This window comes from Paraglaciecola polaris LMG 21857 (assembly GCF_000315055.1).
In the GTDB taxonomy this organism is placed as follows: domain Bacteria; phylum Pseudomonadota; class Gammaproteobacteria; order Enterobacterales; family Alteromonadaceae; genus Paraglaciecola; species Paraglaciecola polaris.
This window is the reverse complement of the sequence record NZ_BAER01000066.1, coordinates 1-25,708: the sequence shown is the minus strand read 5'-3', so window position 1 is coordinate 25,708 and position 25,708 is coordinate 1. Positions and strand designations below refer to the sequence as shown.

Sequence of the window (25,708 nt, the reverse complement as noted above, 5' to 3'; positions counted from 1 at the left end):
ACTTATTTTACTTTACTAACTTGCTCTAACACTTTCTTAGAGATGTCGTTATCTGGGTTGATAAACGCTACTGCGTTAGCATTTAAGATAACGTCGTATTTTTCTTTCGCTGCAACTACGTCGATAGACTGTTTAATGAAACCAAGCAATTTGTTTTGCTCTTCCTTTAAACGTCCTTGCACTTCTTGTTGAAGCGGCTGCGCTTTAGCACTGTACTCTTCACGCAACTCGTTAATTTTCTTTTCAAGCTCTGTTTTTTCTTTAGTGCTCATGGTCGCGGCATCACGTTGATTTTTTTCAATGTAATACTTAATGTCTTTTTCTAAGCGGCTCACTTCTTCAGTTTTGTCTTTAAACTCTGCCGCTAAGTCTTGCTGAATAGTAGCTGCCTGAGGCATAGACTGAAAAATACCTTGAACGTTAACCGCACCGATTTTTTGCTCTGCCAATGCTGCACTACTGAATGCTGCCGCGCTAATTAACGCCCCTGCTACAAGACTTTTAGTAAATGTTTTCAAAAGATACTCCTGATTTTTTAATCATTATTTTTCAGCACTAAACAATACTGGATTTAGAATGTTTGACCAATGTTAAAAGAGAAAAACTTCGTGTCATCTCCTTCTCTGGATTCAATCGCTTTGGAAAAGCTGAATACCATAGGTCCCATAGGCGACAACCATTGTACAGAAAGACCACCGGAAGCTCTATACAACTTATAATCGCTGTAATCTTCTAACGGGTCGTTGTTAAACTGTTGGTTGAGCGTAAGATCTTTGTAGCGATCGTACCTAAACTCGGTATCCCATACGTTACCCACGTCCACAAACAAGCTGGTCCGTACCGAGTTGTCAAAATCGGCTTCCACAAACGGCGTCGGTACAATAAGCTCAACACCACCCAAGATCATGGCGTTACCACCAAGAGAACGAGAAGAAATCGTTACGGTATCGTTAACTGGACTACCGTAAATCACATTTCCGTCAATGTCGAAAATGGGTGAAGGCGTTAACTGCACACCACGAGGCCCTACGGTATTATTTTCAAAACCGCGTAACGAATCATTACCACCAGCACCAAAGTTTTGGTTAAACGGTAAGATTTGATCTACGCCATTAGCGGTACCATAACCATTACCATAACCCAATTTCAAGCGCGCCAAGAACGACCAACGTTGATTGCGTGATAATGGGAAGTAGAATTTAGTATCAACTTCTGTTTTAAAGTAGTTAACGTCCGAGTTCGGCGTTGTGATACTAAAAGACGCACGCTGTGATGAACCTGCGGTTGGGAATACACCACGGTTCAACGTAGAGCGGATCCAGGCGACCGACGCTAAGAAACTGTCATATTTAATTGAATCATCTGGGTTACTTTCATCCACAAACTGATTGTAAAAGCGTGTTGTTTGCTCGTATGACGTGCTTTGGAACAACTCCACATTACTGTAGGTCAAACCGAAATTGATACGGTTGAACTCATCAATGGGGTAGCCCACGTTAGCGCCCACTGAATATTGCTTAGAGTTGTATTGGATAAAACCAGCACTCTCACCGTCAAATTCACTGTAACCGATTGTGCCACCTAAACTGATGCCATCTATCGTGAAATAGGGGTCGGTATACGACACTTGGGCACTTTTCTGATACGAAGTCGTACTCAGATTAAGAGCGATACGTTTGCCCGTTCCAAGGAAGTTGTCCTGCTGGATACCTGCTTGCAAACTCAACTTGGTTCTATCACCGTAGCCGATACCCGCATTAAACGAGCCCGACGCTTGTTCTTTAACGCTAAAGTTAACATCAACCTTGTCATCTTCACCCGGTAAACGAACCGTATCAAAGTCGACACTTTCCATATAGGTTAAACGTGAAAGGGCATTTTTCGATGACTCCAGCGTGGCGTTTGATAACCAAGCCCCTTCCATTTGCGTAACCGATTGACGTAAGACTTCGTCAGCGGTACCTATGTTGCCTTCAAAGTTAATACGACGTACATAGATACGTTTACCTGGGTCAACCGATAAAGTCAGCTTAACGGTTTTATCTTCTTCGTTAATATCAGGGATAGTAGTAACAGATGGGTACGCATAGCCGAAACGACCAAAATATTTACTGATAAACTCTTCAGTGTACGTCACTTCAGCTTGGTTATATAACTCACCAGGGGTAATTGGCAGTACCAGTTTGAGGTAATCTTCATGGCCCAGTAACTCACCAACCAACTCCACTTCAGATACTTTATATTGCTCGCCTTCATCAATATTCAGTGTCACGTAGATGCCTGCTTTTTCTGGCGTCATAGAGACCTGAGTTGATTCAATGTCGAACTTCAAATAACCACGGTCTTTGTAGTAACTCGTGACCGTTTCCATGTCGCCGGTAAGGGTTTGTTTCTGATAACGCGTTTCAGATAAGAAGTCCCACCATGGCGCATCAAATTTAAGCTCCATTTGCTCAAACAGTGTCGCATCATCAAATATGCTATTACCGACAATATTGATTTGCTCGATTTTCGCCGCATCACCCTCTTCAAAAAGGAGTTTCAAATCAACACGGTTACGCGGTAATGGCGTAATAATCGCACTCACATCTGCGTTATATTTACCGATACTGTAATAGAAGTCTTTCAAGCCGTTTTCAATTGATGTGAGAACTGTTTTGTCCAGCGGTTCTCCTAAACGAATATTACTGCCATCTAAACTTTCTTGAAGTTGCTCATCTTTAATATCGTCATTACCTTCAAGGATGATATTACTGATAGTTGGGCGTTCTTTGACCTTCACCACGAGTATATCGCCATCACGCAACACTTCGATACTCTCGAAATGCGTAGAGGCATATAACGAACGAATGGCCTGAGCGATACGGAAGCTGTTCATTTCATCACCGACTTTGACCGGCAAGTAGGTTAATGCCGCACCGAGGGCCACTCGTTGAAGGCCTTCTATCTTAATATCAGAGACGACAAATTCACTTTCTTGGGCCGACTTTGCCATACCAGCAACGGATAACATCAATCCTGCAGCAACTAACTGTTTAAACTTCATTTATTACCATTCTTCCTAAGCGCACATATGTTTGTGCTTCTGACCAAACTGGCCGATAAAAATTATAAACGCGTAATGTCGTTAATAATGGCGATACTCATAAACAGGAGTAACAATAAGCCACCTATTTTAAAACCAATCTCTTGTACTGAGTCCGGCACGGGTCGACCACGTAAAAGCTCTATAAAATAATAGAGTAAGTGGCCGCCATCAAGCACCGGAATGGGTAAAAGGTTAATAATTCCCAAATTGACGCTAATTAACGCTAAAAAGCTCAGAAAATACACTAATCCTGAACTCGCACTCATCCCAGCACCCTGGGCAATGGAAATCGGTCCACTGAGGTTTTTAACTGATACATCACCGGTAATTAACTTGCCTAGCATCTCAATGCTAAGGGTCATAAGACGCCATGTTTTATCGCTCGCTTGAACGACAGCATCAATAGGACCATATTGGTGAGTAAACAATACCCCTTTGGGCCATGCTGCCAATGTTGGGCTTACGCCCAAATACCCAATTTCTTTATCACCATCTTGGCGTGAGCCTAACATGCCATTTAATTCAACAACACGGTCGTCTCTTAATACCGTAATAACAACATCAGCATTGGGACGTTTTGCAACATAGCTCACTATTTGTTCCCAATTTAGCATGGTAGTTCCATCTACTTGCTGAATTTTATCACCAACCCTTAACCCTAGCTGTTGTGCGGCCGATTTCTCAGCCACTAAACCTACGATACTTAGCACATCAGGACGATACACAGACAGTCCTAAACTATCGATTGCGGAGTCTTTCTCCGGATTAAATTGCCAAGTGCTCAAATCTAACAATCTTGTTTGTTTAACCGGGCTGTTAGGCAGCGACACTGTGATCGGTAAACTGTCATTGCCAATATAGGAAATCAGCTCAAGATTCACCGCCTGCCAATCTATGGTATCCCGCTCACCTATTTTTTTGATAATAGAGCCTTGAACTAAACCAGCCTGACTCGCGATGCTGTCAGGTTTAATATCGCCAAGCATAGGCTTGATAGTCTGCACACCAATTAAATACATCACAAACAAGGCGAATATGGCAAAAATAAAGTTCGTTAGGGGTCCGGCAGCGATAATCGCGATCCGTTTCAAAACATGCTGGCGATTAAAAGCATGGGGTAAATCTTCTTCCAGTACATCATCGACCCGTTCGTCGAGCATTTTTACATAACCGCCTAATGGTATGGCGGCGATCACATATTCAGTACCCAGCTTATCAGTACGGCGCCACAGGGCTTTACCAAAGCCGATGGAAAAACGCTCAACTTTAACCCCACAGCGTCTTGCAACCCAAAAGTGTCCCCACTCGTGCACCGCTACTAAAATGCCTAATGCCACTACGAAGGAGCCTAAACTCCACAAAAAATCCAACATTAGCTTGCCTCTCGTGCATACGCAGAAATGATCTGCTGCGCCGCATTACGACACTCCAAATCCCAAGCGACAATCGCATCAATATCGTCAAGCTGACAACCATTCATTTGCGTAACGCACTGCTCATTAACTTGCGCTATTTGCGTAAAGCCAATTTGGCCAGCAAGAAATGCGGCAACCGCCACTTCGTTGGCCGCATTTAACGCGGTTGTGGCGTACTGCCCAGCATTTGATGCGTCAATCGCCAAGTATAAATTGGGATAGCGCTCAGGCTCAGGAAGATTAAAAGTAAAATTACTCACGGTTTGAAAATCCAGTGGTTTAACGCCCGATTCAATTCGATTTGGAAAGGCTAGACCATGTGCAATCGGTGTGCGCATGTCAGGATTGCCCATTTGTGCCAGTACTGAACCATCACAATATTGCACCATAGAATGAATGATGCTTTGCGGATGAAGTACCACTTGAATGTCGCTACTTTGTAAACCAAACAACCACCGTGCTTCGATAAACTCTAATCCCTTGTTCATCATAGTGGCTGAGTCGACTGATATTTTTTGCCCCATATCCCAATTAGGATGGGCACATGCTTGAGCTGGTGTAACACGACTCAACTCAGCTAATGGTGTTTCACGAAACGGTCCGCCAGAGCCCGTCAATAAAATACTACTGATCCCCGAAGCGGCCATATTCGCGTACTGATAATCATGGGGCAAACACTGAAAAATGGCGTTGTGTTCACTATCAATGGGTAGAAGCTGTGCATTATGTTCGCGCACCGCGTTCATAAACAATTCGCCAGACATCACCAAAGACTCTTTATTGGCTAATAAGACTTTTTTGCCTGCCTTAACCGCTGCTATGGTAGGCAATAAACCTGCCCCGCCCACTATGGCGGCCATAACAATGTCAACTTCGTCGGCACTGGCCACGTCAGCTAACGCCTGCGCACCGCACAACAACTCAGTATTCAATCCGGCATTAACCAGCGCCTGTTTTGCCTGCTTAAAACAATTTGCATCTGAGAGTACGATGAACGTCGGCTGGCACAACTTAGCTTGCTCAATCAACTTTTCAATACTGTTATGGGCCGTTAAGGCATAAACACAGTATTGCTCGGGGTGACGTAGCACCACATCAATCGTGTTTTGTCCGATAGAGCCGGTGGCACCTAATATACAAACATTTTGCATTAGGCCATCCAAGATACATAACAAAATGCGAAGACAGGAAAGGCTGCGGTAAGGCTATCGATACGATCTAAAATACCACCATGACCTGGCAGTAAATTACCGCTGTCCTTAATACCAGCACAACGCTTCAACATACTCTCGTTCAAATCACCTAAAGCAGAAACCGCCACAGTTAAACCGCCGATGAGAATATTTATCCAAATACGGCTTGGATCCACCGCATAGTGCAACGCAGCAAACGCAATAATCAATGATGATGCACCGACTCCGCCCATCAAGCCTTCAAAGGTCTTGCCAGGTGAAACCTTTGGGCGCAATTTGGTCCGGCCAAATTTAACGCCAACAAAAAATGCGCCAATATCTGCGGCCCACACAATACCTAACACATAAAAAATAAGCGATGCACCGTAAAAGCTGTCAACGTCGTATAAACTAGTACGCAGTGATACTATCGCAACCCAAGTGGGTATCAGCGTTAACACGCCAAACAAACCTTGGATCCCGCGGCGAGTGCGCCAAAACGAACTAAAACGAGGATAGGCAATTATCATTAAAAAGGAGACGAACCACCACAAGGCCGCGATACCCAAAATATAATGATAAAGACTGTTTAATTGACCTTGATACCAAATACTTTCCACGTCGATAGCAAACGTAAAATAGCTACATATTGCGACAATAATAAAGGTATAAATCGCTTTAGTTTGACGTGTCACAAAGCCAGACATGTTAGCCCATTCCCAAGCTCCGAGACCTAATACACCAATCATGGCAATTTCGAAACCTAGCATAGGTAAAAATAAAATCGCACACAGTACCAGCGGCGCTAACACCAGTGCAGTGAGAATGCGTTCTTTCAACATAGTGAACCCTCAGAAACAGAAGTGGCGATAACCACAAACAGATCAGCCATTAACTAACCTGTTCGCCCGTCATCCCGTAACGACGTTGTCTATCGGCAAAATTATCGATAGCAAGTTGAAATGCATCTTCGTTAAAATCCGGCCAATAAGTATCGGTAAAATACAGCTCCGCGTAAGCAACTTGCCATAAAAGGAAATTGCTAATACGCGTTTCACCGCCGGTACGAATAAGTAAATCGAGTTCAGGTAAGTCAGTGCAGCAAGTAAAGCGATTGAACAGTGCTTCATCAATATCATTGCTATCCAACGTACCTGCTTTAACCTGCTCAGCTAATACTCGTGTTGCATTAACGATATCCCACCGCCCGCCATAGTTAGCAGCGATGTTCAACACTAACCCATCGTTTTTAGCGGTCAGTGACTCAGCTTCATGGATCTGCTCCACCAGCTTTTTATCAAATCGACTGGTGTCGCCAATAACCCGAAGTCTAACGTTATTTTTGTGCAGTTTTTTCACTTCACTGCTCAATACCATTTTGAACAGTTCCATCAGCACACCCACTTCTTCTTGAGGGCGATTCCAATTTTCACTGCTAAAAGCAAATAGCGTTAACACTTTAATTTTATTTTTAAGAGAAAAAGAAACCGACGCACGCACCCCTTTGACCCCAGCTCGGTGTCCAAAGGTGCGAATTTTGCCTTTCTTTTTTGCCCACCGCCCGTTGCCATCCATGATAATCGCAACGTGCTGTGGCACGAGTTTATTAGTAAGTTGTAATTCTGAATTCATTTTTCAGGCAACCACTATACTTCCATTAACTCTGTTTCTTTTGCCGCCAGAATGTCATCTATTTGCTTCACAAACTCATCCGTCAGCTTTTGAATTGCCTCTTCACCACGATGAGCATCATCCTCACTGATTTCTTTTTCTTTTAGTAATTCTTTGAGGTCGCCATTCGCATCTCGGCGAATATTACGCACAGCCACTCGGCCACCCTCAGCTTCACCGCGCACAACACGGATCAAGTTTTTACGACGTTCTTCCGTCAGCGCTGGCATAGGAATGCGAATAACTGTACCTGCACTCATAGGGTTTAAACCTAGATCAGATTGCATAATGGCTTTTTCAACAGCCTGTGCGGCACTCTTATCAAACACAGTTAGCGCTAAGGTGCGAGAGTCTTCTGCAATCACATTAGCAAGCTGCTTGAGAGGCGTTGGTGCTCCGTAATAAGGCACCATAATGCTGTCTAGCAAACTAGGATGCGCGCGCCCTGTACGAATTTTGGTAAACTGACCACGCAACGCAAGAATGCTTTTTTCCATGCGCTGACGCGCATCTACATTGATTTCATCAATCATAAAATGTCTTCCTAATTAATTATCTTGTTTTTCTGGATGGCAAATTACGGTACCAACATCGTCACCTAGCACGACTGAACGTAAGCAACCAGGTGTATTCATATTGAAAACCCTGATAGGAATATTGTGATCCCGCGCTAAGGTGAATGCCGCTAAGTCCATCACTTTTAATTCTTTATCTAACACTTCGGTGTAAGACAATCGTTTATATAACACAGCGTCTGGGTTTTTAGCTGGATCGGAGTCATACACGCCATCTACTTTTGTGCCTTTGAGTACGGCATCAGCTTCGATTTCGATACCACGTAAACATGCGGCTGAATCGGTAGTGAAAAAGGGATTGCCTGTGCCCGCGGCGAAAATAACCACTCGACCAGATTTCAATAAACTAATGGCTTCAGCCCAGTTGTAAGCGTCACATACGCCATTTAAGGGAATGGCTGACATCAAACGTGCATTTACGAATGCTCGGTGTAATGCATCACGCATCGCTAAGCCATTCATTACAGTAGCAAGCATGCCCATGTGATCACCAACGACGCGATTCATGCCGGCTTTAGCGAGGCCTTCACCACGGAATAAGTTACCGCCGCCTATCACTAAACCCACTTGGATGCCAAGTTCGACCAACTCTTTGATTTCCTGAGCCATGCGCTCAAGCACTTTCGGATCAATTCCAAAGCCTTCTTCGCCCATTAAGGCTTCGCCACTTAGCTTCAATAAAATTCTTCGATAGGCATGTTTAGGTGTTGTACTCATCGGCAGGCTATTCCTTATTTAACGAATAATGGGGGTCAAAATAACACTCGGTATAACAATATGCTTCATGGCATACGGACACTAACTTCAGCGGGTTCTACGGTCGAAAAATTCTGTATGTAGAACAAAAAGTATCGACTTAAATAAGTCTAAGTATACCGAATCTCAGTGCACGTGCCGTTATACTGCTTGGTCCACATATAAAAAGGCACCTCAATTTGAGGTGCCAGTAGTTTATATGACATTAGCTTTACGCAAAAGCAAATGGCGCAATTATTTCTTAGCAGCGGCCATTTGTGCAGCAACTTCAGCCGCAAAATCTTCTTCTTTCTTCTCAATGCCTTCACCAACTTCGAAACGTACGAAGTTGATAACGTCTGCATTCTTAGCTTTAAGCAATTGCGCAACCGTCATAGAAGGATCTTTGATGAATGGCTGGCCAGTTAAGCTAACTTCAGAAGTGAACTTGTTCATACGACCAGAAACCATCTTCTCTGCGATTTCAGCAGGCTTGCCTGATTGCATCGCGATATCAAGTTGAATTTCTTTTTCTTTTGCAACAACTTCAGCTGGTACATCAGTCGGCTTAACAAACTGAGGGTTAGCTGCCGCTACGTGCATAGCAATATCTTTTGCTAACTCTTCGTCGCCACCTTTAAGGATAGCGATAACGCCAATTCGTGCGCTGTGTACGTATGCGCCAAGGTTATCACCTTCAACCGAAACAACACGACGTGGAGAAATGTTCTCACCGATTTTAGCAACTAAAGTATCACGAGCATCACTTACTTTAACGCCATCGATAACTGAATCATTCAACGTTTCAATGTCATTGATTTTGTTCGCGGAAGCGACTTCGATCAATTTGCTACCAAAGGCTACGAAGCCTTCATCACGGGCAACAAAGTCAGTTTCACTGTTCAATTCAATCATTGTTGCTACGCCGTTAGCAACTTTGGTCAAAATAACGCCTTCAGCGGCGATACGACCTGCTTTTTTAGCGGCTTTTGCTTGACCGTTCTTACGCATATTTTCGATTGCAAGCTCAATGTCACCGTCTGTTTCAACGAGTGCATTTTTACAATCCAACATACCTGCAGCGGTACGCTCGCGTAATTCTTTAACTAGGGCTGCTGTCACTGCCATTGTCGTTTCCTCAGCAATAATATGTACTTAAATTAGGATTAAAAAACAGGGGCATCAGCCCCTGTTAAATTTTCGTGTCATGCACATGTGTGCATTAACAGACTGACTCAATAGGTATATTAAAGAAACTGATTACTCAGCAGCTTCAACAAACTCACCTTCTTCAGCCTGTACTTCAATGTTCTTCTCACGACCTTCGATAACGGCGTCAGCAGCAGTGTTCAAGTAAAGTTGAACTGCACGGATCGCATCATCGTTACCAGGAATGATGTAATCAACACCATCTGGATTTGAGTTAGTGTCGACGATAGAAACAACTGGAATACCAAGGTTACGCGCTTCGGTAATCGCAATGTGCTCGTGATCAGCATCAACAACGAAAAGACAGTCTGGAAGACCACCCATGTTTTTGATCCCGCCCAAGCTGTTTTCTAGCTTAGCCATTTCACGTTGTAACATAAGCACTTCTTTTTTAGTGATTTTGTCGAACGTACCGTCTTGGCTTTGTTGTTCAAGATCTTTTAAACGCTTAATTGATTGACGAACTGTTTTCCAGTTAGTCAACATGCCGCCCAACCAACGTTTGTTAACGTAGAATTGGTCACATTTGATTGCTGCGTCACGAACCGCATCACTTGCTGCACGTTTAGTACCAACAAAAAGGATTTTACCTTTCTTAGAAGCAACACCGCCGATGTAGTTCAACGCATTGTTGAATAACGGAACCGTTTTTTCTAAGTTAATGATGTGAACTTTATTACGTGAGCCAAAGATGAAAGGTTTCATTTTTGGATTCCAGTAACGTGTTTGGTGACCGAAGTGAACGCCGGCTTGAAGCATGTCGCGCATTGATACATTTGCCATTATATTAGTTTCCTTAATATGGGGTTAGGCCTCCATACATCCCAGCTCTCGATCTGTGCAGACGAATCTTGCACAAACACCCCGAAAACTGTGTCGATGTATGTGTGTTATAAAATAAAGTTAGTCGCTGTAAATAACCATTTAATGACTGGCTCAAAAAGAACAATACATCGAACAGCTGTTTCAGCGGGGCGCTTTATATCACGACAGAGCACTAAATTCAAGTTTGTGTATAGGCGCTATACACCAGCGCCTTGAAAAGTTAAGATATATCCACATTAATAAAGACCCGAAAAATTAGGACATTGCTTTGCCAGCTACTATCAAAACCGCACTCGAAATTGAAAAAATGCGCGTTGCCGGGCGACTTGCAGCAGATGTATTACAGATGATTGGTCCCCATGTGAAAAAAGGCGTGACCACAGATGAACTTAATCAACTTTGTCATGATTACATTGTTAATGAGCAGCAGGCCATCCCTGCCCCATTAAATTACGGTAATCCGCCATTCCCAAAATCAATTTGTACTTCCGTTAACCATGTTATTTGTCATGGTATTCCGGCAGACAAAAAATTGAAAGAAGGTGACAGTGTTAATATTGATGTCACGGTAATCAAAGACGGGTATCACGGTGATACTTCAAAAATGTTTGTCGTAGGTAAACCTAGCATCATGACTGAACGCTTAATCCGCATCACCCAAGAGGCGTTGTACATTGGTATTAAGATGGTCAAACCTGGAGCGCGATTAGGTGATATAGGTCACGCTATTCAACAACATGCTGAAGGCCACAACTATTCGATAGTGCGTGAATACTGCGGACATGGAATTGGTGCTAATTTCCATGAAGAACCGCAAGTGGTGCATTATGGTAAGCCAAATACTGGCGAAGTATTAGAAGAAGGCATGTGTTTTACCATAGAGCCAATGATCAATGCGGGTAAACGCCACTCGAAAGTATTGCCGGATGACTGGACCGTAGTCACGAAAGATCGCAGCTTGAGTGCCCAATGGGAACACACCTTATTGGTCACCGAAACTGGGGTTGAAATTCTTACCCTCAGAGATGATGAAGAAATTGAACGCGTTATCAATCACTAAGCATTTCCTAGCTACAAATATCTAAGCTTATGATAAATAATTAGTTCTTACCGGAATTAGTTATTTGTCATCGCTCAGTAAATAGATAAACCTTAAGCGAGCTCTATTCCACATAAAATCGTCATTACATTGAATAAAGGAACGTATCTTGTCTTTGCAAACCTTAATTAATAAAATTCACCTTATTCAATCCACCGACGACATTCCAGCATTTAAAGCTTGTATCAGTGATAATTACCTCTGGTTAGAAAGCGAGTTTCCCCGCGTCGATGTCGACAGCCTAGTATTAGGCCGCGCAACCTTTGTGGATGCTTTATTGTGCCATGCATGGCAACTCCTTGAACTACACAAAGAAAGTAAAATTGCCTTGGTAGCCGTTGGCGGATATGGCAGAGGACAGCTACAACCATACTCCGACATTGACTTGTTATTGCTCAGCCCCAGCGCCTTATCTCAGGCACAGCAAGATACAATCGGTCAATTCATCACGTTTTTGTGGGATATTGGATTGGATATTGGTCAGTCTGTGCGCACCATAAAAGAAACGGTTTCGCTTGCGAGGGGTGATGTGACCATTGCCACAAACCTGGTTGAAGCAAGATTGCTCACCGGTAATCAAGATACTTTTTTAGCCCTAAATAAAAAGCTACATGGCCGAGGTTACTGGACCAGTAAAGACTTTTTTATTGCCAAATCTAAAGAACAACAGATCCGTCACTCCAAATTCAAAGGTACCTCTTACAATCTTGAACCTAACGTCAAAGAGAGCCCAGGTTGCTTGCGGGATATCCAAAATATTGGTTGGATTGCCAAAAAGCACTTCAGGGTTTTAAAAGGTACAGAGCTCGTAGAACGGGGTTACTTTACCGAGCAAGAATTTCAAGAATTGCTTGAGTGTCGTTCAAACCTTTGGCGCATTCGTTTTACCCTGCACCTGCAAGCCCAGCGCAGTGAAAATCGCTTGTTATTTGATTACCAAAATGATGTTGCTAGCCGCCTGGGTTATGGCGACGATGGCAAAGCGTCAGTTGAACGCATGATGAAATCTTTTTTTAGAACCGTGCGCCGAATAAGCGAATTAAATGAGATGTTATTGCAACGTTTCGGTCACGACGTCTTGCAAATAAAAGTTAAAAATAAAAGTATCATCAATCCCAGCTTTGAGATTGCAGATGGTTTACTGGCGACTCGACACGATAATGTGTTTACCCAACCTGAAGATATTCTGCAGTGTTTGTTACTGATCGCTGATACCCCCCAAGTAGAAGGGCTGCATTCCAGCGTATTACGTCAATTGCGGTACGCTCGGCGTAAATTCCACAGCCAGTATTACTGCGAAAAAGCCCAATGTCGAAGTTTGTTTATTGAGCTAATGCAGCATCCTGACTTTTTCGGTTTAGCCTGGGATATCATGCACAAACACGGGATCCTGCAATCTTATCTACCCCAATGGGATCATATCGTCGGTATGATGCAGTTCGATCTGTTCCATGCTTACACCGTTGATGAACATACCCATAGATTGGTCAAACATGTTTATCAATACAGCCAAGGAAATCCTCAATTTCCTCGTTGCAGTCGTATTGTGCGCAATCTCGACAAACCAGAATTGTTATACATAGCAGCCATTTTTCATGACATAGGTAAGGGCCGCAACGGCGATCACTCAAAACTCGGTGCACAGGATGTAGCTGAGTTTTGCGTAATGCATAATATCAATGACAAAGATGCCGAGCTCATAGCTTGGTTAGTGGAAAGCCATTTGTTGATGTCTGTTATCGCCCAGCGCAGAGATATATATGACCCCAGTGTGATCAATGAATTTGCCAGCAATGTACGCACCCATAATCACTTAAATCACTTGTACGCGTTAACCTTGGCAGATATCCGCGCCACTAACGACAATCTATGGAACGACTGGAAAGCAACATTATTACGCGAACTCTATTTGCTTACCCAAAAAGCCTTAGATAACGGTTCAGAGTGCAAAGTTGCCTTACAAGATCGCATTGACGATCACCAAGCTAAAGCCCGAAAGCTGTTAATGGGTCGCGGCGTTAATGAAAGCCAGATCGAACAGTTTTGGAAACGCTTAAGAGACGATTATTTCGTGCGTTTTAAACCCGAGCAAATAGCTTGGCATGCAGGGGTTATATTGGCTGCACATCCTATGACGGATGATTTTTTATTGGTTGATGCCAATGAACATACCGCTAAATCAGGCACTGAGTTGTTAGTGTACGGCAAAGATAAAATCAACCTGTTTGCCCAAGTTGCCTCTGTTTTGGATAGCCGAAACTGTTCTATCCATGATGCCCAAATTATGAAAACCAACGATGGTTATGTTTTTGATAGCTTTATTATTCTTGAGCAAAACGGCGATAGAATTAATTCAACCAGTCGCTTGGCAAGTCTCAAAGATGCTGTTACCAGTCAATTGAGTAAGCCCGGTATTGAACATCAAAACCGGCGCAAGATGTCTCGGCAAATGAAACAGCTGGATGTGCCGACCAAGGTACGTTTTTATTCCAACCAACCTGATGTCACCTTAGTGGAACTGGAAGCATTGGACGCACCTGGGCTTTTAGCAAAAGTAGGTAATTTGTTGGTAGAGATGGAATTTTCTTTAAGAATGGCAAAAATTGCCACTATTGGTGAGCGAGCGGAGGATTTGTTTATTGTCAGCAACAGTGACAATAAGGCTTTAACCCAAAATCAGGAAGTGGAACTCAAAAAAAGATTAGCCGCAACACTCGATTAATCGACCGAGTTAACACATGAGCTTTCTCGGCACTATGTCGTAAAAGTCGTAAAAGCTCACTGTCATCATAGTTTCAAATTACCTTCACCTTACTGTAAAGCTAGGCTCATAGCCTTAGCTTAAACAGTTAAAGGTGAGTAATATGAACAACGCTTTTGTTTACCGCGCACATTACCGTACGGTTTGGTTATCGGATATCCACTTGGGCAACACAGACTGTAAAGCCGAGTACTTACTCGACTTCCTTAATCACTCTACCATCGATACCTTATACTTAGTTGGCGACATTATAGACATGTGGGCAATGAGCAAACAATTCCGCTGGCCTGAGAGCCATAATCAAGTACTGCATAAGCTCATGAGTTTATCTAAGGAAGGATCCCGCGTTATCTTCTTACCGGGTAACCACGACGCCCCTCTGCAAAAATATGACGGTATCACCTTTGGCGAAATTGAAATCGCAAGGGAAATGATCCACACCACAGCTGACGGTAAAAAGTTATTAGTACTGCACGGCGACCAATTTGATCAAGCAGTCTGTTTTGGGCCTTTGCAATCATGGATAGGCGATAAAGCATACGATCTACTGCTGTTTATTAATCGTTGGTACAACCGCGCTAGAGCAATGTTGAAGTTTCCCTATTGGTCTCTAGCAGGATACCTGAAAAGTCATATCAAAGGAGCGAATAAAGCCATTACCCGATACAAGTATGCCTGCATTAACCGAGCAATTAACATGGGCGTAGACGGGGTGGTTTGTGGGCACATTCACCATCCGGAAGTGGCGGATATTAGTGGGAAAAAATACTATAACGATGGTGATTGGATCGAGAACTGTTCAGCCTTGACCGAATTGCCCTGTGGCGAGATAAAATTAATCTATTGGACACAAACCTCTCATGCCAACAACCTGTTCAATTTGAGAATGAGTAAAGCAAGGGGGCAGAAAAAAGCAGCATAATGTCATTAGCAATAATGCAAAGAGTGTAATCAAATTGCCATCATATTGGCGCTAAAGCGTCACATAGCACAGCTAGTATGAGGTCGAATAAAAGCAGATACGGCAGTTTATATGTTTACGGTTAACGACGTTTTACACAAACACTTCCCTAGCGTAGCGCAAAAGCCTTGGCTATTTAAATCAGCAGGATTTGTACTGCGTCATTTGCTTCATGAGCGAGAAATGCATGAGTTCGCCCAAAGCTATCCCCATCACCAGGGCCTAGAATTTGTTGAACAGGTACTTGAGTACTTCAATGTCAGTTATTCAGTGCGTGACAACGAGCGCGAACATATCCAAAGCAGAGGTCGATTGGTCATTATTGCCAACCATCCCATAGGCTCTTTAGACGCGTTGGCGCTTATCAAACTAGTAAGTGAAATTAGAACCGACGTGAAGATCGTGGCCAATCAAATGCTGATGACTATCGACCCATTACACTGCATGTTGTTACCCGTAAATAATATGAGTGGTGATACGACAAAAGATCATATCCACAATATTCAGCAACACCTAGAGCAAGAGGGCGCACTATTAATCTTCCCTGCGGGTGAAGTTTCCCGTTTACGGCCTCAAGGGATCCGTGATACCCATTGGAACAGCGGTTTTCTGCGCATCGCTCGTCAGGCAAAAGCCCCGATTATTCCTGTGTTCATCGATGCCAAAAACTCGCCATTATTTTACGGTTTATCCATGCTTTATAAGCCGTTAGCATCGATGATGCTCGTTACCGAGATGTTTAAACAGAAGCGTAGACATTTGCCTATGCGTATTGGTGAAATCATTCCGTTCGAATCTTATGCCAACGATAAAATTAACCGTTTGCAGCAAGTACGCTTGTTGAAAAAACACCTTTATCGGATTGGCATGGGAAAAGAAGGCATTTTTGCCACCCAAAAAGCCATCGCTTTGCCTGAAAACCGCACAGAACTTAGTCGAACGATTAAACACGACTGCGAGTATCTAGGGACAACGACAGACGGCAAAGCGATTTATCTATATCAGTACAGTGGTAGCTCTCCCATCATGCGTGAAATCGGACGCCTCCGAGAGATTGCCTTTCGCGCCGTTGGTGAGGGCAGTAATCGCCGACGAGATATAGATCAGTACGATACACATTACTTCCACCTGATTCTGTGGGATGCGGACGATCTTGAAATTGCCGGCGCCTATCGCTTTGGTGATGCAAAGAAGCTTTTAACGCAATTTGGAGTCGAAGGACTATATTCCTCAACTCTGTTTGATTACACTGAATCTATGCAGCCGTATTTTGCACAAGGTCTAGAGTTAGGGCGCAGTTTTGTACAGCCTAGGTACTGGGGTAAGCGCAGCCTAGATTATTTATGGTATGGAATTGGAGCATTTCTACAACGCCACCCGGATTATCGCTACCTATTTGGCCCAGTATCCTTGAGCGACACCTACCCGAAGGCCGCTAAGGACTTACTGGTACAATTCTATCGTCTCTATTTCACCCACTCAGATAGCATAGCGACTTCAAAAACCCCATATTCCTTGCCAAATAATTTAGCGGTTACATTTGGCGGCTCAGATTACAAAAAAGACTTCACCTTACTTAAACACATGCTGGCAAATATGGGGGTATCCGTACCCACCTTGTATAAGCAATACACAGAAACTTATGATGATGGTGGTATTCACTTTTTAGACTTTAATATTGATGCCGACTTTGGGAATTGTATCGATGGCTTAGTTCTGGCTGATATTCACAAACTCAAAGCCAAGAAAAAAGCGCGTTACATGCCACAACCAAATGAGCTTAAAAACGACAATATTTTGCTTAAAAAAGACAGATTTAAAAAGGCCAGTTAATGACTAAAGAGCGACAACCGTTTAGTAAGAGCAGCGTCAAACGCTAAAAGGCGACTTAACAGGTCGCCTTTTTACAGTATGAGTTTGACACTTCAGTGTTAGGCTTTCTTTTTACCTAGTGCAACCACATCTGCTTTTTCGTCAGACAACACTGATTTGGCTTCAGTACCTTTAAATAACTTGCCAAGGGCATCTTTGTTTTTAGACAGCATGATGGCCAAATCTTCTAATACGTTAGGTTCAAACTTCATGCCCTTAGCTTCGATATATTCCGCTAAGTTATCCGCTACCTCTAACATCTTGTCGTACTTGTCGGCTTCTTTTTTATCTGCGGTCACAAACTTTTCAACCCCTTTATGCTCAACGACGTATCTAGTAATAATGGCCATATTTGTATCCTCAATTGCGTATCTGTACAAAATATAGCACAACAACTGTTTTTATGTACAGTCTTATTGCCGGCAAGTAACAACTACTATTAGGCGCATAAAAAAACCAGCCGCAGCTGGTTTTTATTAAATCCTTTTTGCTTCACTTAGTCTTAGTGGCCTTCGCTCACTTGGTTGACTGTGTAGCGCGGTATCTCAACGACCAAATCTTCATCTTTTATGACCGCTTGGCAACCTAAACGTGAATCAGGCTCTAAGCCCCACGCCTTGTCTAGCATATCATCTTCAAGCTCATCGCTTTCATCAAGTGAATCCATGCCTTCTCGTACAATTATATGACAAGTCGTACACGCACAAGACTTCTCGCAGGCATGTTCAATACCGATCCCATTTTTTAGTGCTACATCAAGTACGGTAGTACCACTTGGTGCTTCTAAAACGGCTCCGTCAGGACAAAGCTCAGCATGGGGTAAAAAAATCACTTGTGGCATATTTAGTTTCCTTTAAATCGAAAAATTATATTCTGACGCAAATTAAATACTGTCAACCGTATGTCCGGCTAACGCCTTTTTGATCGAGTGATCCATACGTTTCTCTGCGAATATCTGGCTAGCGGCATCAGCGGCAGCAATAGCTTGTTTAATGTCGTCGATATCATCATTCTTTCCTGCTGCGTTTAGCACCTGCAGGCTAGCTTGAATAACGTCGATCTCGCTTGCACTCAAGAGCACTTCGCCATCAGCGCGTAATGCTGCCTGTAGCGCTTCATGAACACGAGCGGCTTCGACTTGCTGTTCTTTTAACATTCGCGCTTGCATATCACCCGTGGCATTTTGCATGGACGCTTTGAGCATGTCGCTAATTTGTGTTTCATCAAGCCCATAAGATGGCTTGACTTGAATTTCTGCTTGCACACCACTGGACTTTTCCATGGCCATAACATTCAGTAAACCGTCAGCATCAACTTGAAAGGTTACCCGTATATGTGCGGCACCCGCGGCCATAGGCGGTATGCCATGTAGGGTAAATTTAGCCAGTGATCGGCAATCATCAACTAATTCACGTTCACCCTGCAGTACATGCACCATCATGGCCGTTTGCCCATCTTTGAAGGTGGTAAACTCCTGTGCTTTGGCGACAGGTATAGTGGTATTACGATGAATAATCTTTTCTACCAATCCCCCCATGGTTTCAATCCCCAAGGATAAAGGCAGTACGTCCAATAACAGCATCTCACCATCCGGTTTATTGCCGACTAGGATATCTGCTTGTATCGATGCGCCAATAGCCACAACTTTATCTGGATCAATTGAGGTTAAGGGTTCACGGTCAAAAAAGCCCCCCACTTGTTCGCGTACATAGGGGACTCGGGTCGATCCTCCAACCATCACCACTTGTAATACTTCGTCTTTATCGAGCTCAGCATCTTTTAGAGCACGACGGCATGCACGTAATGTATTTTTAACCAGAGCAGCAATTAATCCTTCGAAAGCTGCGCGGGTAATTGAAAGCTCTCTTGTTTGTTGCTCGTCATCTAGAAACGTAATGCTTGCTGAAGAAACATCACTAAGCGTTTCTTTGGCAAATTTGGCTTTGTCTAACAACACGCGGTGTAAGCGTTTTGATAAAGTACCTTCAAGGGAAAGTTGCTCGCGGAAATAGCTCACTATAGCGAGATCAAAGTCGTCGCCCCCTAAAGCAGAGTCACCGCCCGTGGCCAATACTTCAAACACCCCTTTGCTTAGGCGTAAAATCGATATATCAAAGGTACCACCACCTAAATCATAAACCGCAATCACGCCTTCTTGAGCTGAGTCTAGGCCATAAGCAATCGCCGCAGCAGTTGGTTCGTTGAGTAAACGGAGTACTTTCAACCCAGCTAATTGCGCTGCATCTTTAGTGCCTTGGCGCTGAGCATCATCGAAATAAGCCGGTACAGTCACAACGGCGCCACTAAGTTCTTCACCTAGACTTTGCTCGGCACGTAAACGCAGAGCAGTCAGAATTTCGGCTGAAACTTGAACCGGATTTACCTGGCGTCCATTGACATTTAACAACGGAGAATTAGGACTCAACTCGTCGAAATCATAAGGTAAATTCGGATAACTGCTACGGATATCATTAAGGCTGCGCCCTAAAAAGCGCTTCACCGATACCACGGTATTTGTCGGGTCAAGACTGGCATCACGCTTAGCTTGCTCGCCAACGATGACACTACCGCCTTTATAACTGACCACGGAAGGCAAAAGATGTTGGTTATTATCATCGCCTAATGTTTCAGCTTGGCCACTACGTACGGTAGCCACTAGGGAATTCGTCGTACCTAAATCAATACCCACTGCGAGCTTTCGCTGATGAGGGGCAGCGCTTAGGCCAGGTTCTGCAATTTGAAGTAATGCCATAATAAAAAACCGTTTAATTTGTTCAAAAGTCGCTTAGAGCGTCTTCTTTGAGTTCAATTTCGTGACGTAACTTAAATAAAAATTTAAGTTTACGTACAAGGTTTGCCGCACTTTCGTTTGCCGCATCGTTCGTTTGCTCGAGTAAGGTACCCAGCTCATCGATTAAGGCTTTACTATTCCCGGCGACCTCATCATCTAGCTCTTCTAATGCGATTAATGGGTCAACAGCATGCTGAGCATCATCAAGCTGCTCACGCCATTCCATTTGCTGCATCAAAAAAGTGCCATCTTGCATGGTTTTTTGCTCGTGCTGCAATTCAACTCCACGTAATTCGAGCATATGCTCGGCACGACTAAGAGGCCTTTTAAGCACTTGATAGCCATCGTTTACTTGGGCGTTTTTTTGCAAAGCAATGAGTTTGTCACGCTCGCTGGCTGTGGCAAATTTATCAGGATGAGTAAGTTTCTGTAGTTGTTGATAACTCGCTGCTAAAGCTGTGGTATCAATGACAAATGAAGGCGTTAAATTGAATAGCGCGAAATAATTCATATCAGTCAGCGTCTTTTGGGTTTGGCCTGTGAATAAGTAAATAGCGAGGCTGATTTACATCGTGATACGCCAGTGCGATGCACGGGTAAAATAAAGCAGGCTATTACGCCTGCTTTAGAACTCTATACGTTGAAACTTTCGCCGCAACCACACTCGCCGTTTGCATTGGGATTGTTAAACTGGAATCCTTCATTTAAGCCTTCTTTGGCAAAATCTAATTCCGTGCCATCAAGGTATACCAAGCTTTTTCCATCGATAATGATTTTAACGCCATTATCTTCGAAAACATGATCATCCTCATTAAGCTCGTCAACAAACTCCAAAACATACGCTAAGCCAGAGCAACCTGTGGTTTTCACTCCTAAGCGCAGGCCTAGCCCCGAGCCTCTGTTTTGCAGAAAGCTAGATGCTCGTTGTGCCGCAGCCTCAGAAATTTTAATCCCCACAATGGTCTCCTTTTTCTTAAACGTTTACTGATTTTTCTTTTTGTAATCCGCTACTGCAGCTTTAATGGCATCTTCAGCCAAAATAGAGCAGTGGATCTTAACCGGCGGTAAAGCAAGCTCTTCAGCGATGTCGGTATTTGAAATTTTGACTGCATCGTCAATAGATTTACCTTTAACCCACTCAGTCACTAATGAGCTCGACGCAATTGCTGAACCACAACCATAGGTTTTGAACTTCGCGTCTTCGATAATGCCGTTAGCACCAATCTTCAATTGCAACTTCATTACGTCACCACATGCTGGTGCGCCAACCATACCGGTTGCAATGCTAGGGTCGTTCTTGTCAAAGCCGCCCACGTTACGTGGATTTTCATAGTGATCGATTACTTTTTCGCTGTAAGCCATGATGGTTACCTCATTTGTGAAGGCTTTCGCCTTACTGTAAATTCTATTGTTACTTTAAATACTTAGTGATGTGCCCACTCAACAGTATTTAAATCGATACCTTCTTTGTACATATCCCACAACGGAGACATATCACGTAATTTATCAATCGCGTTTCGTACAACACTAATAACATGGTCAATTTCAGCTTCAGTGGTAAAACGGCCAATCGTGAAGCGAATCGAGCTATGCGCAAGTTCGTCATTCAAACCCAATGCTCGCAGTACATAAGACGGCTCTAAACTAGCAGAAGTACAAGCTGAGCCTGACGATACAGCCATGTCTTTAAGCGCCATAATTAATGACTCACCTTCAACGAAGGCAAAACTAACATTCAGATTAGCCGCTACACGTTGTTCGATATCGCCATTGATATAAACCGCTTCAATATCTTTAATACCGTCCCACAAACGATTACGTAACATTAAAATGCGGTCGTTTTCAGTGGCCATTTCCACTTTAGCCAAGTGGAACGCTTCACCCATACCGACGATTTGATGCGTCGCCATCGTGCCTGAACGCATACCACGTTCATGACCGCCACCGTGCATTTGTGCTTCTAAACGTACCCGAGGCTTACGGCTGACGTAAAGGGCACCTATACCTTTTGGACCGTATGATTTATGCGCAGAAAACGACATCATATCGACTTTCAGGTTTTGTAAATCAATGGCCACTTTGCCAGTACTTTGCGCAGCGTCAACATGGAACAATACTTTGCGTTCTCGGCAGACTTCGCCTAATGCAGCAATGTCTTGGATCACGCCAATTTCATTATTCACATGCATAACAGTGGCAAGAATAGTGTCAGGGCGAATGGCCGCAGTGAATTTTTCAATATCCACTAAACCATTAGGCTCAGGGTCTAAATAGGTTACTTCAAACCCTTCACGCTCTAATTGACGGCAAGTATCGAGCACCGCTTTATGTTCAGTTTTCACGGTAATAAGGTGTTTACCTTTTTTACCATAAAAATGCGCTGCACCTTTTATCGCCAAGTTATTTGATTCAGTCGCACCTGAGGTAAAAACAATTTCACGTGGATCAGCGTTGATCAAATCAGCGATTTGATTACGTGCTACGTCAACAGCTTCTTCTGCTACCCAGCCGAAACGGTGTGAACGAGACGCAGGATTACCAAAGTTGCCTTCGTTGGTTAAACATTCTGCCATTTTGGCAGCAACGCGAGGGTCAACCGGGGTGGTTGACGAATAATCTAAATAAATTGGTAATTTGATGTCGCTCATTGTCTACTCCGCTTATTTACTGCAAGCTCACTTCAATTTCGTTGCTGGCAATATAATTAAGATGTTTCGTTTTATCTTGTCTGTCTGCCACTATTTTCACGTCATGTTGTGCCATGAGTTCACCAAGGGTGATACCGTTAAGAAAAAGGCTGATACGCTCACTCAAATCTTGCCACAAACTGTGTGTCAAACAACGCTCACCACCTTGGCAATCGGACTGTCCTTGACAACGAGTCGCATCCACAGACTCATCTACCGCTCGTATGACTTCACCGATAGGAATATCGCCCGGCTCACGTCCAAGCTTGTATCCGCCACCTGGGCCACGGACACTATCCACTAATTTCTCTCGACGCAAACGTGAAAAAAGTTGCTCTAAATAAGATAACGATATTTCTTGGCGTTCAGATATATCTGCTAACGACACGGGACCGCGCTGTGAATGTAAAGCTACATCCAACATTGCTGTAACAGCGTAACGACCTTTAGAAGTTAATTTCATACTGAACACCTAGCTAAAAACTTGTAGCTATTGTCCCAAACCCGACTATTTTAGTCAAGTATTTATCCTACTATTTTAGTCAAGTATTTATCCTACTGTTTTAGTCAAGTATTACACCTTGATACAAATTCACTGTTCAGCCGATAAACATCAAATTTGCGGGTCGAATGAGGCCTTAGCAGACTCTTTTTCAGCAGTTGTTAAATGCTCATCAAAACTATCAATTTCAAGGGTTGGTAAAGATTTACCACAAACACTTCCGCCCATGTTATTGATCTCTTTGCACATTTCTTCAACTTTAGTGTCAATAAGGTGTACATGGTCCAGCATGAGCCCAATGGCATTTGCCACTGGGTCAGGGTTTTCACTTGAAATCGCATAAGCGTCAAAACCATATCTACGCGCTATTTTCGCTCGATGGCCGTTTTCTTCGGTCTTAGCCACTGGCATAACAATGCGTCCGGGGATACCTACCACTGTAGCCCCTGCTGGTGCGTCTTTGACCACAACAGAATTCGATCCGACTTTGACGCCTTGATGCATGGTAATAGGACCTAGAATTTTCGCCCCCGCACCGATAACCACATTATCTTTTAAGGTTGGATGGCGCTTACCTGGAGTCCAAGATGTACCACCTAAGGTCACACCGTGATAAAGCGTGACATTGTCACCTATCTCGGCTGTTTCACCGATGACCACACCCATGCCATGGTCGATAAAAAAGCGACGTCCTAGTTTTGCACCGGGATGGATCTCTACACCGGTCGCCCAGCGAGAAAAGGTCGATAAACTACGAGCAAGCCATTTCCAATTCGCATTCCACAAGCGATGGCTCAAACGATGTATCCAAATAGCGTGCAGACCTGGATAGTTGGTCATGATCTCAAAGCGATTACGTGCAGCTGGGTCGCGATGAAATACGCTTTCAATATCTTCTTTAATACGCTCAAACATAATTATTTAGTGTCTTTGCTGGTCTTTTCAATGGAAGCCAAAATCCCGCGTAGTATATTCAGCTCTTGTGTTTCCGGGCGCGCTCGATTGAACAGACGACGTAATTTGCTCATGACCATACCCGGATGTTGGGGAATGATGAAATTCGTTTTATAAAGGGTTTGTTCCAAATGGCTATAAAAGCCTTCAAGATCTTTCGCTAAAGGATACTCGCCCTGCGATTGCTCCTGACGAGTTAGTCCCAAATACGCCATACGAATTTCATAACATAACGTTTGTACTGCAGCCGCTAAGTTTAATGAGCTGTACTCAGGATTTGCGGGAATACACACATGGAAATGACACTGCTGTAACTCCTCATTACTTAAGCCATTATTCTCCCGGCCAAACACTAACGCAACGGGGTAATTTGGCACTTCGGCTACCAATTTTTCTCCACATTCACGAGGCTCTAACATAGGCCAAGATAAGGTGCGCGAGCGTGCGCTAGTTCCCACCACTAAACCACAATCAGCGACGGCTTCGGCCACGCTAGAAACAATTTTAGCGTTGGCCAATACATCCCCAGCACCGGCAGCAAGGGCACTGGATTTCCCATCAGGTGGAGTTATCGGATCAACCAATATCAATTGACTGAGCCCCATAGTCTTCATAGCTCGCGCCGTTGAGCCAATATTGCCGGTATGAGACGTGTTAACCAACACGATTTTAATATTTTCTAGCATACAAGAGATTATCTGAAATTTATGGGGATTTTAGGGCGCGCATAATAGCACATTTTGCCGTCAACGGTAGCGCAGGCAAGGGACGCAGAAAAACACTTTGAATATGATAAGTTGAAGTAGATAGATTTGAACGGGCAATTAGCCCCGTTTAATACACGGGATTAGCGCACTGTGCCTTTGTAAAATTGACACTGGTTAAAGCGCTTATAATCACTTAGTGGCATCAAGTAGATGTTGACGACAGGAACGGAATACTCTACCTCCTCTCGCACTTCGACTTCGTAGGGGGCAACCCAAGGATGCTTTTTGGGTCCGCTCAATTGAATATAAGGGTATTGCGTCACGGTCCAAAAACCTGAAATCAGCCCCTGCCCGTCTGCGTTTATAAGTGAGTAGCTTTTATCCGGTGACAAAGTCAGTTGTGTGTCAACTGCACATTGCTTACTGTAGTAACGTCCGATGACGCTTTGCTGTGCCTGAAATGCCGCAATGTCGATATTATCCGGTATTAAAAAGAGTCCAATTGATCCATGAGTGAAAGAATGATTATTGCTAAATAGCGGCACTTCCTGATGAATGTTATAGCCAAGCTTAGCTACAGACTGCGTTAACCTTGCCAATTCAGACGGTGTTTTTAGCATCAATGAATATACTAAGCTGTCTTGGGTAATCGATTCAGGATAAACCAATTGATTAACATCAACT

25 protein-coding genes are annotated in these 25,708 nt (G+C 43.6%); 4 read left to right on the top strand and 21 right to left on the bottom strand.

What is annotated here, in order from left to right:
- Window positions 1-2: 2 nt before the first annotated feature.
- The 10 genes from GPLA_RS13060 to rpsB form a co-directional block, all read right to left on the bottom strand.
- Complete coding sequence (locus tag GPLA_RS13060; protein ID WP_007105395.1) at window positions 3-518, bottom strand: OmpH family outer membrane protein; 516 nt, start codon at window positions 516-518, stop codon at window positions 3-5.
- Between the two features lie 53 nt (window positions 519-571).
- Window positions 572-3,046: an outer membrane protein assembly factor BamA gene (gene bamA / locus GPLA_RS13055; protein ID WP_007105394.1), complete on the bottom strand. Its 2,475-nt coding sequence runs from the start codon at window positions 3,044-3,046 to the stop codon at window positions 572-574.
- 62 nt (window positions 3,047-3,108) lie between these two features.
- On the bottom strand, window positions 3,109-4,461 hold the full coding sequence (rseP, locus tag GPLA_RS13050) for a sigma E protease regulator RseP (protein WP_007105393.1): 1,353 nt from the start codon (window positions 4,459-4,461) through the stop codon (window positions 3,109-3,111).
- Entirely contained in the window at window positions 4,461-5,654 is a 1,194-nt protein-coding gene (gene ispC, locus GPLA_RS13045) for a 1-deoxy-D-xylulose-5-phosphate reductoisomerase (RefSeq protein WP_007105392.1), read from the bottom strand. Before ispC ends, rseP begins: the two co-directional genes overlap by 1 nt.
- Window positions 5,654-6,517, bottom strand: coding sequence for a phosphatidate cytidylyltransferase (locus GPLA_RS13040; RefSeq protein WP_007105391.1), 864 nt, complete (start codon window positions 6,515-6,517; stop codon window positions 5,654-5,656). The genes ispC and GPLA_RS13040 overlap by 1 nt, the downstream gene beginning before the upstream one ends.
- 49 nt (window positions 6,518-6,566) lie before the next feature.
- Window positions 6,567-7,307 (bottom strand): polyprenyl diphosphate synthase, encoded by a 741-nt coding sequence (gene uppS, locus GPLA_RS13035; RefSeq protein ID WP_007105390.1) that lies wholly within the window; start codon window positions 7,305-7,307, stop codon window positions 6,567-6,569.
- A 14-nt stretch (window positions 7,308-7,321) separates the two neighbouring features.
- Window positions 7,322-7,879, bottom strand: coding sequence for a ribosome recycling factor (frr, locus tag GPLA_RS13030; RefSeq protein WP_007105389.1), 558 nt, complete (start codon window positions 7,877-7,879; stop codon window positions 7,322-7,324).
- A 15-nt stretch (window positions 7,880-7,894) separates the two neighbouring features.
- A complete protein-coding gene (gene pyrH / locus GPLA_RS13025; RefSeq protein ID WP_007105388.1) occupies window positions 7,895-8,638 on the bottom strand; it encodes a UMP kinase in 744 nt (247 codons plus the stop codon).
- Between the two features lie 273 nt (window positions 8,639-8,911).
- Window positions 8,912-9,784, bottom strand: coding sequence for a translation elongation factor Ts (tsf, locus tag GPLA_RS13020; RefSeq protein WP_007105387.1), 873 nt, complete (start codon window positions 9,782-9,784; stop codon window positions 8,912-8,914).
- A 132-nt stretch (window positions 9,785-9,916) separates the two neighbouring features.
- On the bottom strand, window positions 9,917-10,648 hold the full coding sequence (gene rpsB, locus GPLA_RS13015) for a 30S ribosomal protein S2 (protein WP_007105386.1): 732 nt from the start codon (window positions 10,646-10,648) through the stop codon (window positions 9,917-9,919).
- A gap of 310 nt (window positions 10,649-10,958) precedes the next feature.
- On the opposite strand from rpsB, the gene map reads away from it, so the two are divergent.
- The 4 genes from map (at window position 10,959) to GPLA_RS12995 (ending at window position 17,344) form a co-directional block, all read left to right on the top strand.
- On the top strand, window positions 10,959-11,750 hold the full coding sequence (gene map / locus GPLA_RS13010; RefSeq protein ID WP_007105385.1) for a type I methionyl aminopeptidase: 792 nt from the start codon (window positions 10,959-10,961) through the stop codon (window positions 11,748-11,750).
- Between the two features lie 148 nt (window positions 11,751-11,898).
- A complete protein-coding gene (glnD, locus tag GPLA_RS13005) occupies window positions 11,899-14,511 on the top strand; it encodes a [protein-PII] uridylyltransferase (protein WP_007105384.1) in 2,613 nt (870 codons plus the stop codon).
- Between the two features lie 142 nt (window positions 14,512-14,653).
- Window positions 14,654-15,472, top strand: coding sequence for a UDP-2,3-diacylglucosamine diphosphatase (locus GPLA_RS13000; RefSeq protein WP_007105383.1), 819 nt, complete (start codon window positions 14,654-14,656; stop codon window positions 15,470-15,472).
- A 111-nt stretch (window positions 15,473-15,583) separates the two neighbouring features.
- Window positions 15,584-17,344, top strand: a complete 1,761-nt coding sequence (locus GPLA_RS12995; protein ID WP_007105382.1) for a GNAT family N-acyltransferase — start codon at window positions 15,584-15,586, stop codon at window positions 17,342-17,344.
- Window positions 17,345-17,442: 98 nt separating this feature from the next.
- On the opposite strand, the gene GPLA_RS12990 is transcribed toward GPLA_RS12995, so the two are convergent.
- The 11 genes from GPLA_RS12990 to GPLA_RS23600 all read right to left on the bottom strand — a co-directional run.
- Window positions 17,443-17,733, bottom strand: a complete 291-nt coding sequence (locus GPLA_RS12990; RefSeq protein ID WP_007105381.1) for a YebG family protein — start codon at window positions 17,731-17,733, stop codon at window positions 17,443-17,445.
- A gap of 152 nt (window positions 17,734-17,885) precedes the next feature.
- Entirely contained in the window at window positions 17,886-18,224 is a 339-nt protein-coding gene (fdx, locus tag GPLA_RS12985) for an ISC system 2Fe-2S type ferredoxin (protein WP_007105380.1), read from the bottom strand.
- Between the two features lie 42 nt (window positions 18,225-18,266).
- Window positions 18,267-20,135, bottom strand: a complete 1,869-nt coding sequence (gene hscA, locus GPLA_RS12980; RefSeq protein WP_007105379.1) for a Fe-S protein assembly chaperone HscA — start codon at window positions 20,133-20,135, stop codon at window positions 18,267-18,269.
- 22 nt (window positions 20,136-20,157) lie between these two features.
- The gene (hscB, locus tag GPLA_RS12975) at window positions 20,158-20,685 is read right to left on the bottom strand and encodes a co-chaperone HscB (RefSeq protein ID WP_007105378.1); all 528 of its coding nucleotides are present in this window, start codon (window positions 20,683-20,685) and stop codon (window positions 20,158-20,160) included.
- Window positions 20,686-20,807: 122 nt separating this feature from the next.
- Entirely contained in the window at window positions 20,808-21,131 is a 324-nt protein-coding gene (gene iscA / locus GPLA_RS12970; RefSeq protein WP_006992096.1) for an iron-sulfur cluster assembly protein IscA, read from the bottom strand.
- A gap of 24 nt (window positions 21,132-21,155) precedes the next feature.
- Window positions 21,156-21,536: a Fe-S cluster assembly scaffold IscU gene (gene iscU / locus GPLA_RS12965; protein WP_007105377.1), complete on the bottom strand. Its 381-nt coding sequence runs from the start codon at window positions 21,534-21,536 to the stop codon at window positions 21,156-21,158.
- A gap of 62 nt (window positions 21,537-21,598) precedes the next feature.
- Window positions 21,599-22,822, bottom strand: coding sequence for an IscS subfamily cysteine desulfurase (locus GPLA_RS12960; RefSeq protein ID WP_007105376.1), 1,224 nt, complete (start codon window positions 22,820-22,822; stop codon window positions 21,599-21,601).
- Window positions 22,823-22,838: 16 nt separating this feature from the next.
- Window positions 22,839-23,324 carry a Fe-S cluster assembly transcriptional regulator IscR gene (gene iscR / locus GPLA_RS12955; protein WP_007105375.1) on the bottom strand — a complete coding sequence of 162 codons (486 nt, stop codon included), beginning with the start codon at window positions 23,322-23,324 and terminating at the stop codon, window positions 22,839-22,841.
- Window positions 23,325-23,474: 150 nt separating this feature from the next.
- Window positions 23,475-24,278, bottom strand: a complete 804-nt coding sequence (cysE, locus tag GPLA_RS12950; RefSeq protein WP_007105374.1) for a serine O-acetyltransferase — start codon at window positions 24,276-24,278, stop codon at window positions 23,475-23,477.
- 2 nt (window positions 24,279-24,280) lie between these two features.
- Window positions 24,281-25,003 carry a tRNA (cytosine(32)/uridine(32)-2'-O)-methyltransferase TrmJ gene (gene trmJ / locus GPLA_RS12945; protein ID WP_007105373.1) on the bottom strand — a complete coding sequence of 241 codons (723 nt, stop codon included), beginning with the start codon at window positions 25,001-25,003 and terminating at the stop codon, window positions 24,281-24,283.
- 161 nt (window positions 25,004-25,164) lie between these two features.
- Window positions 25,165-25,708: hypothetical protein (locus GPLA_RS23600; RefSeq protein ID WP_040514720.1), on the bottom strand; the 544-nt coding region annotated here is incomplete at its 5' end.

Excerpts from the sequence above, each read along its gene's own strand:
- cysE (WP_007105374.1), bottom strand. The coding sequence starts at position 24,278 with ATGTTTGAGCGTATTAAAGAAGATATTGAAAGCGTATTTCATCGCGAC.
- frr (WP_007105389.1), bottom strand. The coding sequence starts at position 7,879 with ATGATTGATGAAATCAATGTAGATGCGCGTCAGCGCATGGAAAAAAGC.
- bamA (WP_007105394.1), bottom strand. The coding sequence starts at position 3,046 with ATGAAGTTTAAACAGTTAGTTGCTGCAGGATTGATGTTATCCGTTGCT.
- GPLA_RS12960 (WP_007105376.1), bottom strand. The coding sequence starts at position 22,822 with ATGAGCGACATCAAATTACCAATTTATTTAGATTATTCGTCAACCACC.
- hscA (WP_007105379.1), bottom strand. The coding sequence starts at position 20,135 with ATGGCATTACTTCAAATTGCAGAACCTGGCCTAAGCGCTGCCCCTCAT.
- fdx (WP_007105380.1), bottom strand. The coding sequence starts at position 18,224 with ATGCCACAAGTGATTTTTTTACCCCATGCTGAGCTTTGTCCTGACGGA.
- GPLA_RS12995 (WP_007105382.1), top strand. The coding sequence starts at position 15,584 with ATGTTTACGGTTAACGACGTTTTACACAAACACTTCCCTAGCGTAGCG.
- iscU (WP_007105377.1), bottom strand. The coding sequence starts at position 21,536 with ATGGCTTACAGCGAAAAAGTAATCGATCACTATGAAAATCCACGTAAC.
- trmJ (WP_007105373.1), bottom strand. The coding sequence starts at position 25,003 with ATGCTAGAAAATATTAAAATCGTGTTGGTTAACACGTCTCATACCGGC.
- iscR (WP_007105375.1), bottom strand. The coding sequence starts at position 23,324 with ATGAAATTAACTTCTAAAGGTCGTTACGCTGTTACAGCAATGTTGGAT.
- uppS (WP_007105390.1), bottom strand. The coding sequence starts at position 7,307 with ATGAATTCAGAATTACAACTTACTAATAAACTCGTGCCACAGCACGTT.
- rpsB (WP_007105386.1), bottom strand. The coding sequence starts at position 10,648 with ATGGCAAATGTATCAATGCGCGACATGCTTCAAGCCGGCGTTCACTTC.
- tsf (WP_007105387.1), bottom strand. The coding sequence starts at position 9,784 with ATGGCAGTGACAGCAGCCCTAGTTAAAGAATTACGCGAGCGTACCGCT.
- GPLA_RS13000 (WP_007105383.1), top strand. The coding sequence starts at position 14,654 with ATGAACAACGCTTTTGTTTACCGCGCACATTACCGTACGGTTTGGTTA.
- pyrH (WP_007105388.1), bottom strand. The coding sequence starts at position 8,638 with ATGAGTACAACACCTAAACATGCCTATCGAAGAATTTTATTGAAGCTA.
- ispC (WP_007105392.1), bottom strand. The coding sequence starts at position 5,654 with ATGCAAAATGTTTGTATATTAGGTGCCACCGGCTCTATCGGACAAAAC.
- rseP (WP_007105393.1), bottom strand. The coding sequence starts at position 4,461 with ATGTTGGATTTTTTGTGGAGTTTAGGCTCCTTCGTAGTGGCATTAGGC.
- GPLA_RS12990 (WP_007105381.1), bottom strand. The coding sequence starts at position 17,733 with ATGGCCATTATTACTAGATACGTCGTTGAGCATAAAGGGGTTGAAAAG.
- GPLA_RS13040 (WP_007105391.1), bottom strand. The coding sequence starts at position 6,517 with ATGTTGAAAGAACGCATTCTCACTGCACTGGTGTTAGCGCCGCTGGTA.
- hscB (WP_007105378.1), bottom strand. The coding sequence starts at position 20,685 with ATGAATTATTTCGCGCTATTCAATTTAACGCCTTCATTTGTCATTGAT.